General features: G+C 59.6%; 11 protein-coding genes and 1 tRNA gene. 8 read left to right on the top strand and 4 right to left on the bottom strand.

Features of this window, described 5'->3' with window-relative positions; translation table 11 throughout:
• The first annotated feature begins 88 nt into the window (after window positions 1-88).
• Window positions 89-508, top strand: a complete 420-nt coding sequence (gene queF, locus GSQ81_RS04200; RefSeq protein WP_158909433.1) for a preQ(1) synthase — start codon at window positions 89-91, stop codon at window positions 506-508.
• Between the two features lie 22 nt (window positions 509-530).
• Here queF and GSQ81_RS04195 read toward each other — a convergent pair whose 3' ends face one another.
• Entirely contained in the window at window positions 531-1,772 is a 1,242-nt protein-coding gene (locus tag GSQ81_RS04195) for an acyltransferase family protein (protein ID WP_158909432.1), read from the bottom strand.
• 279 nt (window positions 1,773-2,051) lie between these two features.
• On the opposite strand from GSQ81_RS04195, the gene GSQ81_RS04190 reads away from it, so the two are divergent.
• The 4 genes from GSQ81_RS04190 (at window position 2,052) to GSQ81_RS04175 (ending at window position 6,486) form a co-directional block, all read left to right on the top strand.
• Complete coding sequence (locus tag GSQ81_RS04190; protein ID WP_158909431.1) at window positions 2,052-3,413, top strand: Gfo/Idh/MocA family protein; 1,362 nt, start codon at window positions 2,052-2,054, stop codon at window positions 3,411-3,413.
• Window positions 3,414-3,554: 141 nt separating this feature from the next.
• On the top strand, window positions 3,555-3,977 hold the full coding sequence (locus GSQ81_RS04185; RefSeq protein WP_158909430.1) for a fosfomycin resistance glutathione transferase: 423 nt from the start codon (window positions 3,555-3,557) through the stop codon (window positions 3,975-3,977).
• A 41-nt stretch (window positions 3,978-4,018) separates the two neighbouring features.
• Complete coding sequence (locus GSQ81_RS04180) at window positions 4,019-5,314, top strand: MFS transporter (protein ID WP_318523886.1); 1,296 nt, start codon at window positions 4,019-4,021, stop codon at window positions 5,312-5,314.
• On the top strand, window positions 5,311-6,486 hold the full coding sequence (locus GSQ81_RS04175; RefSeq protein WP_158909429.1) for a glycosyltransferase: 1,176 nt from the start codon (window positions 5,311-5,313) through the stop codon (window positions 6,484-6,486). Before GSQ81_RS04180 ends, GSQ81_RS04175 begins: the two co-directional genes overlap by 4 nt.
• A 2-nt stretch (window positions 6,487-6,488) precedes the next feature.
• Here GSQ81_RS04175 and GSQ81_RS04170 read toward each other — a convergent pair whose 3' ends face one another.
• A complete protein-coding gene (locus GSQ81_RS04170) occupies window positions 6,489-6,836 on the bottom strand; it encodes a hypothetical protein (protein ID WP_158909428.1) in 348 nt (115 codons plus the stop codon).
• Window positions 6,837-6,842: 6 nt separating this feature from the next.
• Window positions 6,843-8,075: a flavodoxin-dependent (E)-4-hydroxy-3-methylbut-2-enyl-diphosphate synthase gene (ispG, locus tag GSQ81_RS04165; protein WP_158909427.1), complete on the bottom strand. Its 1,233-nt coding sequence runs from the start codon at window positions 8,073-8,075 to the stop codon at window positions 6,843-6,845.
• A 121-nt stretch (window positions 8,076-8,196) separates the two neighbouring features.
• On the opposite strand from ispG, the gene GSQ81_RS04160 reads away from it, so the two are divergent.
• The 3 genes from GSQ81_RS04160 (at window position 8,197) to GSQ81_RS04150 (ending at window position 12,446) form a co-directional block, all read left to right on the top strand.
• Window positions 8,197-8,273 (top strand) — tRNA-Arg (locus GSQ81_RS04160).
• 90 nt (window positions 8,274-8,363) lie between these two features.
• Window positions 8,364-11,246 carry a protease pro-enzyme activation domain-containing protein gene (locus tag GSQ81_RS04155; protein ID WP_158909426.1) on the top strand — a complete coding sequence of 961 codons (2,883 nt, stop codon included), beginning with the start codon at window positions 8,364-8,366 and terminating at the stop codon, window positions 11,244-11,246.
• Between the two features lie 225 nt (window positions 11,247-11,471).
• Entirely contained in the window at window positions 11,472-12,446 is a 975-nt protein-coding gene (locus GSQ81_RS04150; protein ID WP_158909425.1) for a glycosyltransferase family 2 protein, read from the top strand.
• 36 nt (window positions 12,447-12,482) lie between these two features.
• Here GSQ81_RS04150 and GSQ81_RS04145 read toward each other — a convergent pair whose 3' ends face one another.
• Window positions 12,483-13,010, bottom strand: coding sequence for a hypothetical protein (locus GSQ81_RS04145; protein ID WP_158909424.1), 528 nt, complete (start codon window positions 13,008-13,010; stop codon window positions 12,483-12,485).

The following is a 13,010-nucleotide window of genomic DNA, read 5'->3' as shown; positions in this document are numbered from 1 at the left end:
TAAGAAAATCCGCGCAACACAACACTCCGAATTTTGCATTCAAACTCGATGCAGCGCCCGGCAAGGGGCGCCGCGATAAAATAGATGCATGACCACCAAGAAGACCACGGGCTACACCGACGACCACGCCGCATCCGGCCTCGACATTAAATTTCCCGCCATCGAGACATGGAAGAACCAGTTCAAGGCCTACGAGATCCTCGTCGACGATCCCGAGTTCACCAGCGTCTGCCCCAAGACCGGCCTGCCCGACTTCGGCCGCATCACCATCCGCTACATGCCCCGCAAGACCTGCCTCGAGCTCAAGTCGCTGAAGGAATATCTTTTCACCTACCGCAACCTCGGCATCTTTCAGGAGAACATCGTCAACCAGGTGCTCGACGATGTGGTCAAAGCCTGCGATCCGGTATGGGCCAAGGTAGTCGGCGACTTCCGCCCGCGCGGCGGCATCTCCACCGTCGTCGAAGCCTTCTACCCACGCCCCAAAAACTCTAAAGGCCCGATGTAATCGCGGAGTGGTTCGTGCGAGTTCAGATGCGCAGGAAAAGACTTCTGCGGTACATCCAGAACAGGATCGACCAGTAGAGCAGCAGCGCTACGATGCCGAACATCAGCGGCTCCAGCGCCGTTCCAAATAACTGGAAGATGCGGTAGCCCAGGTGGATATGCAGGTTGCGCTCGATGGACTCTCCGAACAGATCGGCGATCAGGTACGCTGCAATCGAGTTCATGCCGACCACCACCAGCGGAAACGCCCATCGGCGATACGCCTTCACGTCGATCACCCAAGAGAACACTGCAAGGAAGTAGAAGCAAAGGCCGCCGCTGAACAGCGTCCAGGCCGGTGTCCAGACGCGCTTCACGATAGGGCACACTCCCGTCAGATGCAGCAGCAGCGCCGCCGCGACAAGCAGCGTCCCTGCAATCAAAAACCGCTTCACCGGAATCTTCGGCGCAGCCGCGCGAAACCACTCGCCCGCCCGCAGCCCAAGCAGCATCGTGCCCAGCGTTGGAATGAAGCTCAACGTAAGATAGCCGCCCTCGTTGAAGACGAAGCGTGATGCGCGAGGCAAGAGATTCAGGAACCAGACGTCGAAGGCCTGCCCGAGGTTGCTGTTCTTGTTCCAGTGCGAGGCGAACCCGCTGAAGTTGTGCTGCCAGTCCGCGGGAACGCCAACCGCCGCATAGTTGAAGTTCGCTCCGGGAGCAGGATAGAGCGCCCACGCCAGCCAGTATCCGAAGAGAACCGTGGCCAGCGCAATCCACTGCCACTTCGGTCGGCAACGCGCCAGCAGGAACGCAAACGTGTATCCCATGCCAATCTGCGTCAGCGTGTCTTCAAAAGTGAAGTTGGTCTGCGTGCTATGGGTGGAGCGCAGAAAGATCCCCAGCGCAATCAGGACCAGACTTCGCCACAGCGTATGCGCCAGTTGCTTTTGAAAGCTCTGTCCTTTGCGAATGCGGCTATGGATGGAGTAGGGAAGCGCAACGCCAACCAGAAACGTAAACGACGGCTGGATCATGTCATGAAGACCCACGCCTGCCCACTCCACATGTGTCTGGTTGTAGGCCAATACATGCCAGAAGAGGCTGTGCGGAAACGCCCGCGCGACGACGGCGAAGCTCAACACCTCGCCCATCATCAGCAGCATCACCAGGCCGCGATAGGCATCGACGGCAACGTTGCGCGGAGGCGTCGCGGTCCGCAGTGCTGTCGGCTGGGCTAAGTTGGCCTGTGGGTTAGTGTGTACTTCGCTGACCGTCGCTTGCATGGCATTTCGCTCCGATGGCTTATCTCGTGCCTGTCTCAAAATAGGCGTTACGACTTGAATCTGTAGAGCTTTAGGGTCTCCGTAAGGTAGCACATGGAATCTGGATATGCCTACGAAATCTCAACAGTACGAAATAAAAATGAGTTATAACGAAGCAAAAGCGTATCGCATAAAAGTAAAAACGTAGTATAACGAAACGATCGACAAAGTGCCGTCTGAGACTGCTGCAAGCTAACTCTGTATATCGAATGCATCGAGATTCAAGGGGGAAGAGAAGAGATGAGCGACGAATTGCGTGGCGTATTGGATGATCTTTCAAGAAGGAACTTCCTTCGCCTTGGCGGCATCACCGCTGTAGGCATGAGCGTTCCGCAGCTTCACGCCGAGGCCGCAAAGCCGCAGGGGTCCAGCGTGATCGGCATGAAGTTTGCGGCGAAAAATCCAAAGATCGGCATCATTGGAGTTGGCGGCAGAGGTACCAGCCTGCTTGGCAACCTGCTCGCCGCCGATGCGCAGATCCTCGCCGTCTGCGACATCGCGCAAGAGCACGCCGAGCACGCACAGTCACTCGTCGTGAAGGCCGGTCAGCCCTCTCCAGAGCTCTACACCAAGGGCGATCACGCCTTCGAATCGCTCGTCGCCCGCGACGATCTCGACCTCGTCATCATCGCGACCCCCTGGGACTGGCATGTACCGATGGCCGTCGCTGCCATGACGCACGGCAAGCACGTCGCCGTCGAAGTGCCGGCTGCGGCCACTATCGAGGATTGCTGGAAGCTCGTCAACACCTCCGAGCGCACCCAGCGTCACTGCATGATGCTCGAAAACTGTTGCTACGGCTATAACGAAACCCTCATCCTGCGCATGACCCACGAAGGTCTCTTTGGCGACCTGCTCTACGGTGAAGGTGCCTATCTTCACGACCTTCGCGAAGAGCTCTTCTCCAATAAGGGCGAGGGCCTGTGGCGCCGCACCGTTCACACCGAACGCAATGGCAATCTTTATCCGACGCATGGGCTGGGTCCGGTGGCGAACTACATGGGCATCCAGCGCGGCGACCGGTTCGACTACATCGTCTCCATGAGCACGCCGCAACTCGGGCTCGACGCCTATCGCAAGGCGCACCTGCCGTCTTCCGATCCCCGCTGGTCCGAGCGCTACATCACCGGAGACATGAGCACGTCGCTCATCAAGACCGCGAACGGCCGCACGATCACCCTCCAGAACGGCACCGTCAATCCCCACCCCTACAGCCGCACCAATCTGATCGCCGGCACCAAGGGCCTCTTCGCCGACTATCCGCCGCGCATCTATCTTGATGGACAGGCAGGCGGCGAAGAGTGGGCCACGATCGACTCGTGGAAAGATCACCAGCATCCGCTATGGAAACGCGAAGGCGAGATCGCGCAGAAGCTCGGAGGCCACGGCGGCATGGATTACATCATGCTGTATCGTCTGCTCGAGTGCATGCGCAATGGTCTGGCACCGGACATGGATGTCTACGACGCCGCTACCTGGTCGGCACCCGGGCCACTCAGCAGGCTCTCGGTAGCCGACGGCAGTGCACCGGCCAAATTTCCCGACTTCACCCGCGACCGCTGGAAGGAACGCTCCGTATCGCAGATCGCCACGCAAACCTAGAGTCATCAAAAATGCATGTCATTCTGCCCCTGAGCTTGTCGAAGGGGCAGAACCCCCGCATTTTGCTTTTGCTGTTATTTGTTCTTCGCCCTCTGCATCATCTCTGTGAGTAGCGGTACGCTACTCACAGAGGACTTACTTGTGATTCGCGGCATCAACCACCTCACACTCTCCGTTCGAAACCTGGAAGCGTCTTTCGACTTCTATACAAATGTCCTTGGTCTGCGGCCAGTCGCAAAATGGTACAAGGGCGCCTATCTCGAAGCGGGCAACATCTGGGTATGCCTCAGCCTCGATACTGAAACCCGTTCCGCCAGTCTCCCTGAATACACGCACACAGCCTTCACCGTCTCCGCAGAAGATTTCTCTGCCGCAGTCGAGCGGCTTCGTGACGCGAACGCAATCAGTTGGCAGGAGAACCACAGTCCCGGCGACTCCTTTTATTTTCTCGATCCTGACGGTCACAAGCTGGAGATCCACACCGAGACTCTGCAGGATCGGATTCGGACCATGAAGGCAAGGCCGCCCAAAGATCTTGTCCTCTTCTCCAACTCAGGCAATTAATCTCGCTGCAGCCTTGCGGGGTAGGGGTACCTGCAAATGCGTTGACCAAACAACCACCATCCGCTGCTATCCTTCCCCACATGGCCTCCGCGACTAAACCGAATCCCTCTGCTGCCTCCGTCGTCGGAGCCACCACAGCGCTCGTTCTGCTCACCGCGCTCAACTTCGTCAACTACATCGACCGCTACATCCTGCCCGGCGTGCAGGAGCAGATCAAGGGAGAGTTTCACACCACCGACGCGCAGATCGGCTCGCTCACCCTCTGGTTCATGCTCGCCTACATGCTCACGTCGCCGATCACCGGCTGGCTGGGCGACCGCTTTCCACGCAAGCCCATGATCGTCATCGCCGCTCTCTTTTGGAGCGGCATCAACTTTCTCACTGCAACCGTTCACTCCTACGACTCGCTCAACATCCGCCACGCCGCACTCGGAGTCGGTGAAGCCAGCTTCGGCATCTTTGCTCCCGCGATCCTTGCCGACTTCTACCCCGAAGACCAGCGCAACCGCGTCCTGACCATCTTCAACATCGCCATCCCTGTAGGCGCGGCGCTCGGCTATCTCATTGGGGGCACCGTAGGCGAGCATCACGGCTGGCGCATGTCCTTCATCGTCTCCGCCGTTCCCGGCGTCATCATTGCGCTGCTCATCGCCTTCTTCATGAAGGAGCCAGCCCGCGGAGCCAGCCAGCAGGACAAGGCCAAGCTGAAGAAGGATACGGTCCTTACGCTGCTCAAGAACAAGGCTTACCTCGCTTCCATCCTTGGCTATGCCGCTGTCACCTTCTCGCTCGGTGGCATCTCGTGGTGGATGCCCTCGTTCCTCCAGCGCGTCGATGGCCGCAGCGAATCTTCCGCAGCATTTCTTATGGGAGCTATCACAGTCGTCACCGGTCTCGGTGGCACGATCGTCGGCGGCACCATCGCGCAGAAGTGGTCTTATCGCACTCCGAAGGCCCTCTATTACATTCCGGCCATCGGCTCCATCCTTGCCGTACCTCCCGCGCTGGTCTGCTTCTTCGGCCCCAAGGCGTTCACGCTGCCCGCCCTCGCCGTTGCGATCTTTCTCATCTTCCTCGGCACCGGCCCGGTGAATGCGGCCACGGTCAACGCCGTGCGCCCGGAGATTCGCGCCACTGCGCTCGCTGGACAGCTCTTCATCATTCACGCGCTCGGCGACGCCATCTCGCCGCGCATCATCGGCAGCATCAGTGACCGCAGCAATCTCAACACCGGCCTCGGAGCTACGCTCATTACCCTTGTCCTCGCGGCCATCATCTTCTTCGTCGGATCAAGATATGCTCCAGAGCTGCACTCGTCCGAAGTCCAAACAGCATGAGCCTCTCGCATCTTCTTTCTTATCTGGCGTGGCTCATCGCTGTTTTCTGGGTATGGAAGGCCATCGCCGCCGCGCGCGGCCTTCCCGGTATTCCAGATATCACCTTGCCGCAGTATGACGTTGCTCCTGAAGGCAATCCATCCCTCACCGTCATCGTCCCCGCTCGCAACGAAGCTGCCGATGTCGCGGCCTGCCTGCAATCGCTGCTCGAACAGGACTACGCAAACCTCCAGATCATCGCCGTCGACGACCGCTCCACCGACCAAACCGGAGCGATCATGGAAGCCCTCGCCGCCAAACATCCAGATAAGCTTCACGTCTTGCACATCACCGAACTTCCATCAAACTGGCTGGGCAAGCCGCACGCCATGGCCTTTGCCGCACTCCACGCAAGCTCGGATTATCTCCTCTTCACTGACGCCGACATTCTCTTCCGCCCCGACGCCATTCGCCGCTGCCTCGCGCAAGCCGTTGCCACCAACGCTGACCACTTCGTCACACTGCCTACTCCCATCATCAAGACTCACGGCGAAGGAATGCTGCTCGGCTTCCTTCAGGTCCTCGGTCTCTGGGCCACGCGACCATGGCGAGCCGACAATCCTCGTGCTACGCGTGACTTCGTAGGCATCGGCGCCTTCTGCTTGCTTCGCTCCTCCGCCTATCAGGAGCTTGGCGGCTTCGAGGCCTTTCGCATGGAGATCCTCGAAGACCTGACCCTCGCCCGCCGCGTCAAGTTGATGGAGCTGCGCCAACGTGTCGCTGTCTCCCCCGGCCTCGTGCGGGTGCACTGGGCACCCGGAGCGATGGGCGTAGTCGGCGTCATGACGAAAAACCTCTTCGCCGTCTTCCAGTTTCACATCTCATTTTTACTGATTGCCTGCGGTTGGCTGACTCTCTTCTACCTCGCGCCCGTCGCATTTCTGGCATCGCCCGCGACACGCATTGCAGCCATCGTCACCATCGCAGCCATCGCGTTGTTGTATCGCGTTGCGGGACGACTCAGCGGAATCTCCGCGTGGTACGCCGCTCTTTTTCCTATCAGCGCGATGCTCTTTATCTACAGCCTGCTGTGCTCCATGTTCGTCACGCTCAGGCAAGGCGGAGTCACCTGGCGAGGCACCTTCTATCCTCTCGCCGAACTTCGCAACAATAAATCTACGTCTCTTCGCTAAATCTAAATAGAGTCTTCTGTGCTCGTATGCTGCTTGGAGATATACCCGCATCTGTGCAATCGAGTTTTACACTTTTCTATTTCTTCGGGTGTGAACAGTTGATGCCATTTCTCATTTTCGAGTACCACAGCTTCGACCGTTAGATCGAGTCTTTTCTTGAGCCAGAGAGCCGTGTACCCGTCAGATTCTTTTGGTGCGTTGATTAACTTTCGTGCGGTCATCAATCCGCGTTCGGCATTGAGCATTCCAAGAAATATGGTTGCGGTGTAATGTGCTTCTGATTTTGCTCGACGGTAAATGTCAAACATGGCTTCGTCAAATTGTTCAGAAAGTCGACTTATATCGGTCATCGAAGTCTAAACCTCCACCAGCACCTTGCCGTACCGTTTCTCGACATACTCATCGAGGATCACCTGGAACTCCTCGACGATCCTGTCGCCCTTCAGCGTGGTGAATAGTTTTCCATCGACATAAACCGGAGCTTTAGGCTCCTCGAAAGTTCCCGGCAGGGAGATGCCGATGTTGGCGTGCTTGCTCTCGCCGGGACCATTAACAATGCAGCCCATCACCGCGAGCTTCAGCTCCTCGACCCCCGGATACTGCTTCTTCCACTCCGGCATCGAAGCCACCAGATAGCTCTGAATCCGCTCCGCCAGCTCCTGGAAATAGGTCGAAGTCGTGCGCCCGCAGCCGGGGCAACTAGTCACCTGCGGCATAAAGCTCCGAATCCCCAGCGACTGCAGAATCTGCTGGCCGCAGCGGACCTCTTCGCTGCGATCGCCTCCCGGAGTCGGCGTCAGGCTTACCCGAATGGTGTCTCCGATCCCCGACAGCAGCAGGGGAGACAAGCCAGCCGTCGAAGCGACCACGCCCTTCATTCCCATCCCGGCCTCGGTCAGCCCAAGGTGCAGCGCATAGTCGCAGCGTCCAGCCAGCTCGGTATAAACGTCGATCAGGTCGCGCACGCCCGAGACTTTGGCGCTGAGGATGATCTGGTCGCGCCGCAGGCCGTATCGTTCTGCCGCCGCTCCATTGTCGAGGGCCGACACCACCATCGCCTCCATCATCACGTCGCGCGCGGGCAGGGGATCGGCGGTCTTCGAGTTCTCGTCCATCATCTTGGTCAGCAGTGCCTGGTCGAGCGAGCCCCAGTTCACCCCGATCCGCACCGGCTTCTGGTGCTTGACCGCGACTTCGACCATGGTCCTGAAGTTGTCGTCGTCCTTGCGCCCGATCGAACAGTTGCCCGGATTGATCCTGTACTTCGCCAGTGCCTGCGCCGTGTCGGGATACTTGGTCAGCAACTGGTGGCCGTTGTAGTGGAAGTCGCCGATGATGGGCGTCGTCCAGCCCTTCTTGGCGATGCCTTCGACAATATAAGGAACAGCCTTGGCGGCCTCGTCATTATTAACGGTGACGCGCACCATCTCCGAGCCTGCCCGTGCCAGCGCCGCGACCTGCTGTACCGTCGATTCCACATCCGCAGTGTCCGTATTGGTCATCGACTGCACAACAACCGGCGCATCCGAACCCACGCGAACCCCACCCACATTCACCGTTACCGCACGTCGACGCTGTATCTCAGGCATAAAGTCTCCACCCCCAAGTTTATCACCGCGCCGGACTGGAACCTCACGGTACACTGTCATCTAAAGCCGTCTAAACACCTATCTTGATATCTATTTATCTTGATCTTGCTCTTTTTATTTTGGCCCGGTAGCTCAGTTGCATAGAGCAGCGCACTCCTAACGCGAAGGTCGCAGGTTGGACTCCTGCCCGGGCCACCACCCTCCCCCAAATCTCCCGAAAATGATCTTCTGTCGCAACTACCTCAGGCAAACTGTGTTCAACTCATTCTGCTGCACTCAGGGACGACGATGACAAGAAAGTTTTACCTCTCCAGGCGTAGTTTGTTAGGGCTGACAGCATCCGCTTCGCTCATTTTCGGGTCCACGATCTCCTCACTCGCGCAGAAGCCTCAGTCACGGATCGCCGGAGAGATCACCTCCGAGCGCGTCGAGATGCCCAAATCCCAGCCTCCGCTCGCCAAATTTGCCGAAGACAAGGGAAGCCTCGCGCCCCAGACCCGGCTCGGCAGCATGAGCCTCGTCTTCAGCCGCTCCGCCGCGCAGGAGGCCGACCTTCAGGCCCTGATCGCCGCCCAGCAGAGCCCTGCCTCGCCGCAATATCACGCCTGGCTCACCCCAGACCAGTTCGCCACCCGCTTCGGCATGTCCGACGCCGATATCGCCAAGGCCGAGGCCTGGCTCGAGCAGCAGGGCTTTGCCGTCGAAGCAGTGTCGCGCAGCAAGAACAGCATCACCTTCTCGGGAACGGCGGCGCAAGCCGAAGCCGCCTTTGGCGTCGAGTTGCATAACTATCAGACCGACGGCACCACCCACTTCGCTCCTGCCGGCGACATCAGCCTTCCCGCTGCCCTCTCTCCCGTCGTCCAGGCGGTCACCAATCTTTCGAACTTCCGTCCTCACTCGCACATGCGGGTCCAGCGACCCCAGGTCGTCCCCACCGCCAAATTCACCTCCAGCCAGACCGGCAGCTACTTTCTGACCCCTGCCGATATCGAGACCATCTACGACATCAAAGCCGCCCAGAGCACAGGCCTCAACGGCGCTGGCCAGTCGATTGCCATCATGGGGCAGTCCGCCATCGTCCTCTCTGATATCGAGAACTTCCAGAGCGCAGCAGGTCTCCCCAAAAAAGATCCCACCCTCGTCCTCGTGCCGAACTCCGGCAGCACCGCCGTCTTTACGGGAGACGAATCAGAGTCTGACCTCGACCTCGAATACTCGGGTGCCATCGCACCTGGTGCGACCATCTACTTCGTCTACACCGGCGACAACACCAACGCCAGTGTGACCGACGCGATTGCATACGCCGTCACCAACGACATCGCGCCCATCATCAGCACCAGCTACGGCGGTTGCGAGACCGAGTACTCGACGACTGAATATAACGCCGAGAATAGTGTGCTCGCGCAGGCGGCGGCCCAGGGCCAGACTGTGATCGCGGCCAGCGGAGACGACGGCTCGACTGACTGCTATGGGGTCAGCGGTCTTACGACTGCCCAGCAGCAGGCTCTCTCTGTAGACTTTCCTGCCAGCAGCCAATATGTCACCGGGATGGGGGGCACTGAATTCCCCGCCGCTAACGTCGCCGCTGGCAGCAGCTATTGGGCTGCGGCCAGTGGCAGTGACGTTATCAGCTCCGCGCAGTCCTACATCCCTGAGCAGGTCTGGAACGACGATTCGTCGACTGCCGGTATCTCAGCAGGCGGCGGCGGCGCCAGCGTCCTCACTACCACGCGGCCCACCTGGCAGACCGGCGTGCCCAACATTCCCTCCGGCACCACCCGTCTTGTGCCCGACATCTCTCTCGATGCTTCGCCCAACAACGCAGGCTATCTCTATTGCTCCAGCGACTTTGATGGAACCGGCATCACCGGTAGTTGCTCGAACGGCTTCCGCGACAGCAGCAACACCAACCTGACCGTCGCTGGAGGCACCAGCTTTACTGTTCCCATCTTCGCGGGCATGGTGGCCATGATCAATCAGGCGACCGGTTCGGCAGGGCAGGGCGTCGTCAACCCAACGCTTTACGCGCTCGCTACCAATCCCACAACCTACGCCTCGGCCTTTCATGACATCACCACCGGCAACAACGCCTGCACCGCCGGAACAGCCTATTGCACCACCGCAGCGGCAAACCCATCGCTCTACGCGGCGACCACTGGATACGACGAAGCCACCGGTCTCGGTTCGCTTGACTTCAACAATCTGCTCACCGCATGGAAGGCAGCCGCCGCTCCCGGTACCTCATCGCTGCTCGCCACCATCACAACCGTCACGGCGGCCAGCACTGCTCCTGCCTCGGGCGCTGCGGACGTAATCAGCATCGCCGTCGCTCCTGCGACTGGTGCGGGAACGCCTACGGGTACGGTTACGGTTCTGGTCGATGGCGCGCCGGTATCGCCTGCCCCGGTTCTGTCGAGCGGAACTGCCAGCTATAGCTTCTCTTCCACCACCGACGGCTCACATGTCGTCCGCGTAACCTATTCGGGCGATGGAACTTATGCGCCATCGACCAATACGGTGACCATCAACATCGGGCCTAACTTCTCCATCGCTGCCGCCCCCGCCACCGTTAGCGTCGCCGCCGGTGGTACTGGTACGTCGACGATCAACGTGACCCCGGTGAATGGCTACACGGGAACCGTCGACTGGTCACTCAGTGGCCCCACGGCGCTGTCCACCACCTCCTCCTTCTGCTACGCCATCGGCACCGGTACGAACAGCACCACCACGGTCACGGGCACGGCTCCCGTGCCCGTAACGCTGACCCTCTATACCTCTACCTCACAGTGCTCCGGCGCCAATCTGGCGGCTTCAGGAAGTGGAGCAAAGCGGAGACTTGGCACTTCCACTCCCCAGGCTAGCCGTGGGAAGGCTCCAGCCACGCCCTTCTCTCCGGGGACAGGAGCGGGCGTCGCTTTGGCCGGTCTCCTTTTCTGCGGTCTTCTGGGAGGCCGTTCCCGCAAGCTGCGCCTCTTCCTCGCGCTCGGCGTCATCTCGGTGGCGACGCTCTCGACCTTTGGTTGCGGCAGCAGCAGCTCCACTACCACCGGCGGTTCCACTACAACCAGCAATCTGGCAGCAGGAACCTACGTCCTCACCTTAAGCGGGGCGGACAGCGCATCGTCCATTTCGTCTCAGCCCGTGAACATCACGCTAACCGTTCAATAGTGCAAGGCAACTCTGATTGAAAGGGCGGGGCTTCGGTCCCGCCTTTGTTCTGTAAAATAGACGTAGGTTCAGTCGTCGGGGGCTTTGCCGCTTTTCCTGCCTCAGAAACCTCAATTTTGCCCCTATCAATAAAATTCCTTACCATCTAAAAAATCTGCAACCCCTTCCCCTTCGAATATGTCTAAACAACACAGTCTGCTGCACCTCGGGAGTATCATTAACCTCGTGTCGAAATATTCCATCGTCGTCCCTTTTCATAACGAAGAAGAGAATGTCACCACTCTCTACGACCGCCTGAAGGCCGTCATGGAGCATGTCGGCGACACCTTCGAACTGGTCTTCGTCGACGACGGCTCCCGCGACCGTACCTACCGCCTGCTCGAAGAGATCGCCGCTGTCGACAGCCGCGTTCTGGTCGTCAAGCTGCGCCGCAACTTCGGCCAGACCTCGGCGCTCGCCGCCGGTTTCGATCATGCTACCGGCGACTTCATCCTCGCCATGGACGGCGACCTGCAGCACAATCCCGACGAGATTCCCAACTTCCTCGCCAAGCTCGAAGAGGGCTACGACGTGGTCAGCGGCTGGCGTTCCCATCGCGGCGACAACTTCATCATGCGCCGCATCCCCTCGCGCGCGGCCAACTGGCTGATGGCGACCCTCAGCGGCGTCAACATCCACGACTTCGGCACCACCTTCAAGGCCTATCGCCGCGAGGTCATCCAGAACATCCCCCTCTACGGCGAGATGCACCGCTTCATCCCGGCGCTTGCCTCTTGGTACGGGGCGAGCATCTGTGAGATTCCCATTACCAACCCGGCGCGCGAGTTCGGCAAGAGCCACTACGGCATCTCGCGGACCTTCCGCGTCTTCTTCGACCTGCTGACCATCCGCTTCCTGTTGAAGTACATGACCCGCCCGCTGCACTTCTTCGGCACCATCGGCGCGCTGGGCATGGCCACCGGCTCGGGCCTGGCCATCTGGCTTTTTATCCTGAAGCTTCTTAGCGGCCAGCCCGTCATGGACCAGCATGGCCCCATCTTCGTCATCGCGGGCATTCTCATCCTCGCCGGCATCCAGATGATGGGGATCGGCCTGCTCGGCGAACTACAGGTCCGCCATTTCTTCACCGCAGCCCATCGCGCTCCCTACGCTGTAGACCGGGTCATCCGTCTGCGCTCGGAAGAGAGCCTTCTTCAGTAAGCAGTAAAGCCGCAAAGCCAGTGCAGGCGTTAACTCTTACCGGGAATCTTTCTCTTCCTGCGCCTCGATCTCCTGCTGGGCCTCTTTCTCGGCGTCCTTAAAGGCGAGCAGGTCTTCCTGGCTCTGGTTCTTTGCCTCCGCCACCAGCGGATCGGTCAACTCTTTCAGGTGATCGGCAAAATCCTTCATGCACTGCGCCTGCGCCTCAGGACGCCCGGCAGCCGCTGCTCCCCTCCGCAGTGTCGTCTCCAGCCTCACTGTCGTCGCCAGCCGATAGGGAACGACCGTATACGACACCGGGTCGCGCATCTCGAACACGTCCTCGCTCAGCCTCGTCTCGCCCGCGATCAGTCCCACCTTTGCCGTCGCGAACGACTGTCGGGAACAGACCGCCGCAATCGCGGCTGCCCCCCGGTCGGCCAGCGCCGCTGACTGCTCCACGGGGACACCGGCGATGGATGGCTCCTTCTGCCCATGGCATCCCACGAGTGCTACCGCCAGCCCGACAGCCACCAATCCGGCCCACAGCCCGTGTGCCTGACTACAACTCAGCCCATACCGCAT

This window comes from Granulicella sp. L56, from assembly GCF_009765835.1.
In the GTDB taxonomy this organism is placed as follows: Bacteria; Acidobacteriota; Terriglobia; order Terriglobales; family Acidobacteriaceae; genus Edaphobacter.
The sequence above is the reverse complement of the archived record's forward strand: the minus strand, read 5'-3'. Positions and strand labels throughout refer to the sequence as shown.

Excerpts from the sequence above, each read along its gene's own strand:
- queF (WP_158909433.1), top strand. The coding sequence starts at position 89 with ATGACCACCAAGAAGACCACGGGCTACACCGACGACCACGCCGCATCC.
- GSQ81_RS04195 (WP_158909432.1), bottom strand. The coding sequence starts at position 1,772 with ATGCAAGCGACGGTCAGCGAAGTACACACTAACCCACAGGCCAACTTA.
- GSQ81_RS04190 (WP_158909431.1), top strand. The coding sequence starts at position 2,052 with ATGAGCGACGAATTGCGTGGCGTATTGGATGATCTTTCAAGAAGGAAC.
- GSQ81_RS04175 (WP_158909429.1), top strand. The coding sequence starts at position 5,311 with ATGAGCCTCTCGCATCTTCTTTCTTATCTGGCGTGGCTCATCGCTGTT.
- GSQ81_RS04170 (WP_158909428.1), bottom strand. The coding sequence starts at position 6,836 with ATGACCGATATAAGTCGACTTTCTGAACAATTTGACGAAGCCATGTTT.
- ispG (WP_158909427.1), bottom strand. The coding sequence starts at position 8,075 with ATGCCTGAGATACAGCGTCGACGTGCGGTAACGGTGAATGTGGGTGGG.
- GSQ81_RS04155 (WP_158909426.1), top strand. The coding sequence starts at position 8,364 with ATGACAAGAAAGTTTTACCTCTCCAGGCGTAGTTTGTTAGGGCTGACA.
- GSQ81_RS04145 (WP_158909424.1), bottom strand. The coding sequence starts at position 13,010 with ATGCGGTATGGGCTGAGTTGTAGTCAGGCACACGGGCTGTGGGCCGGA.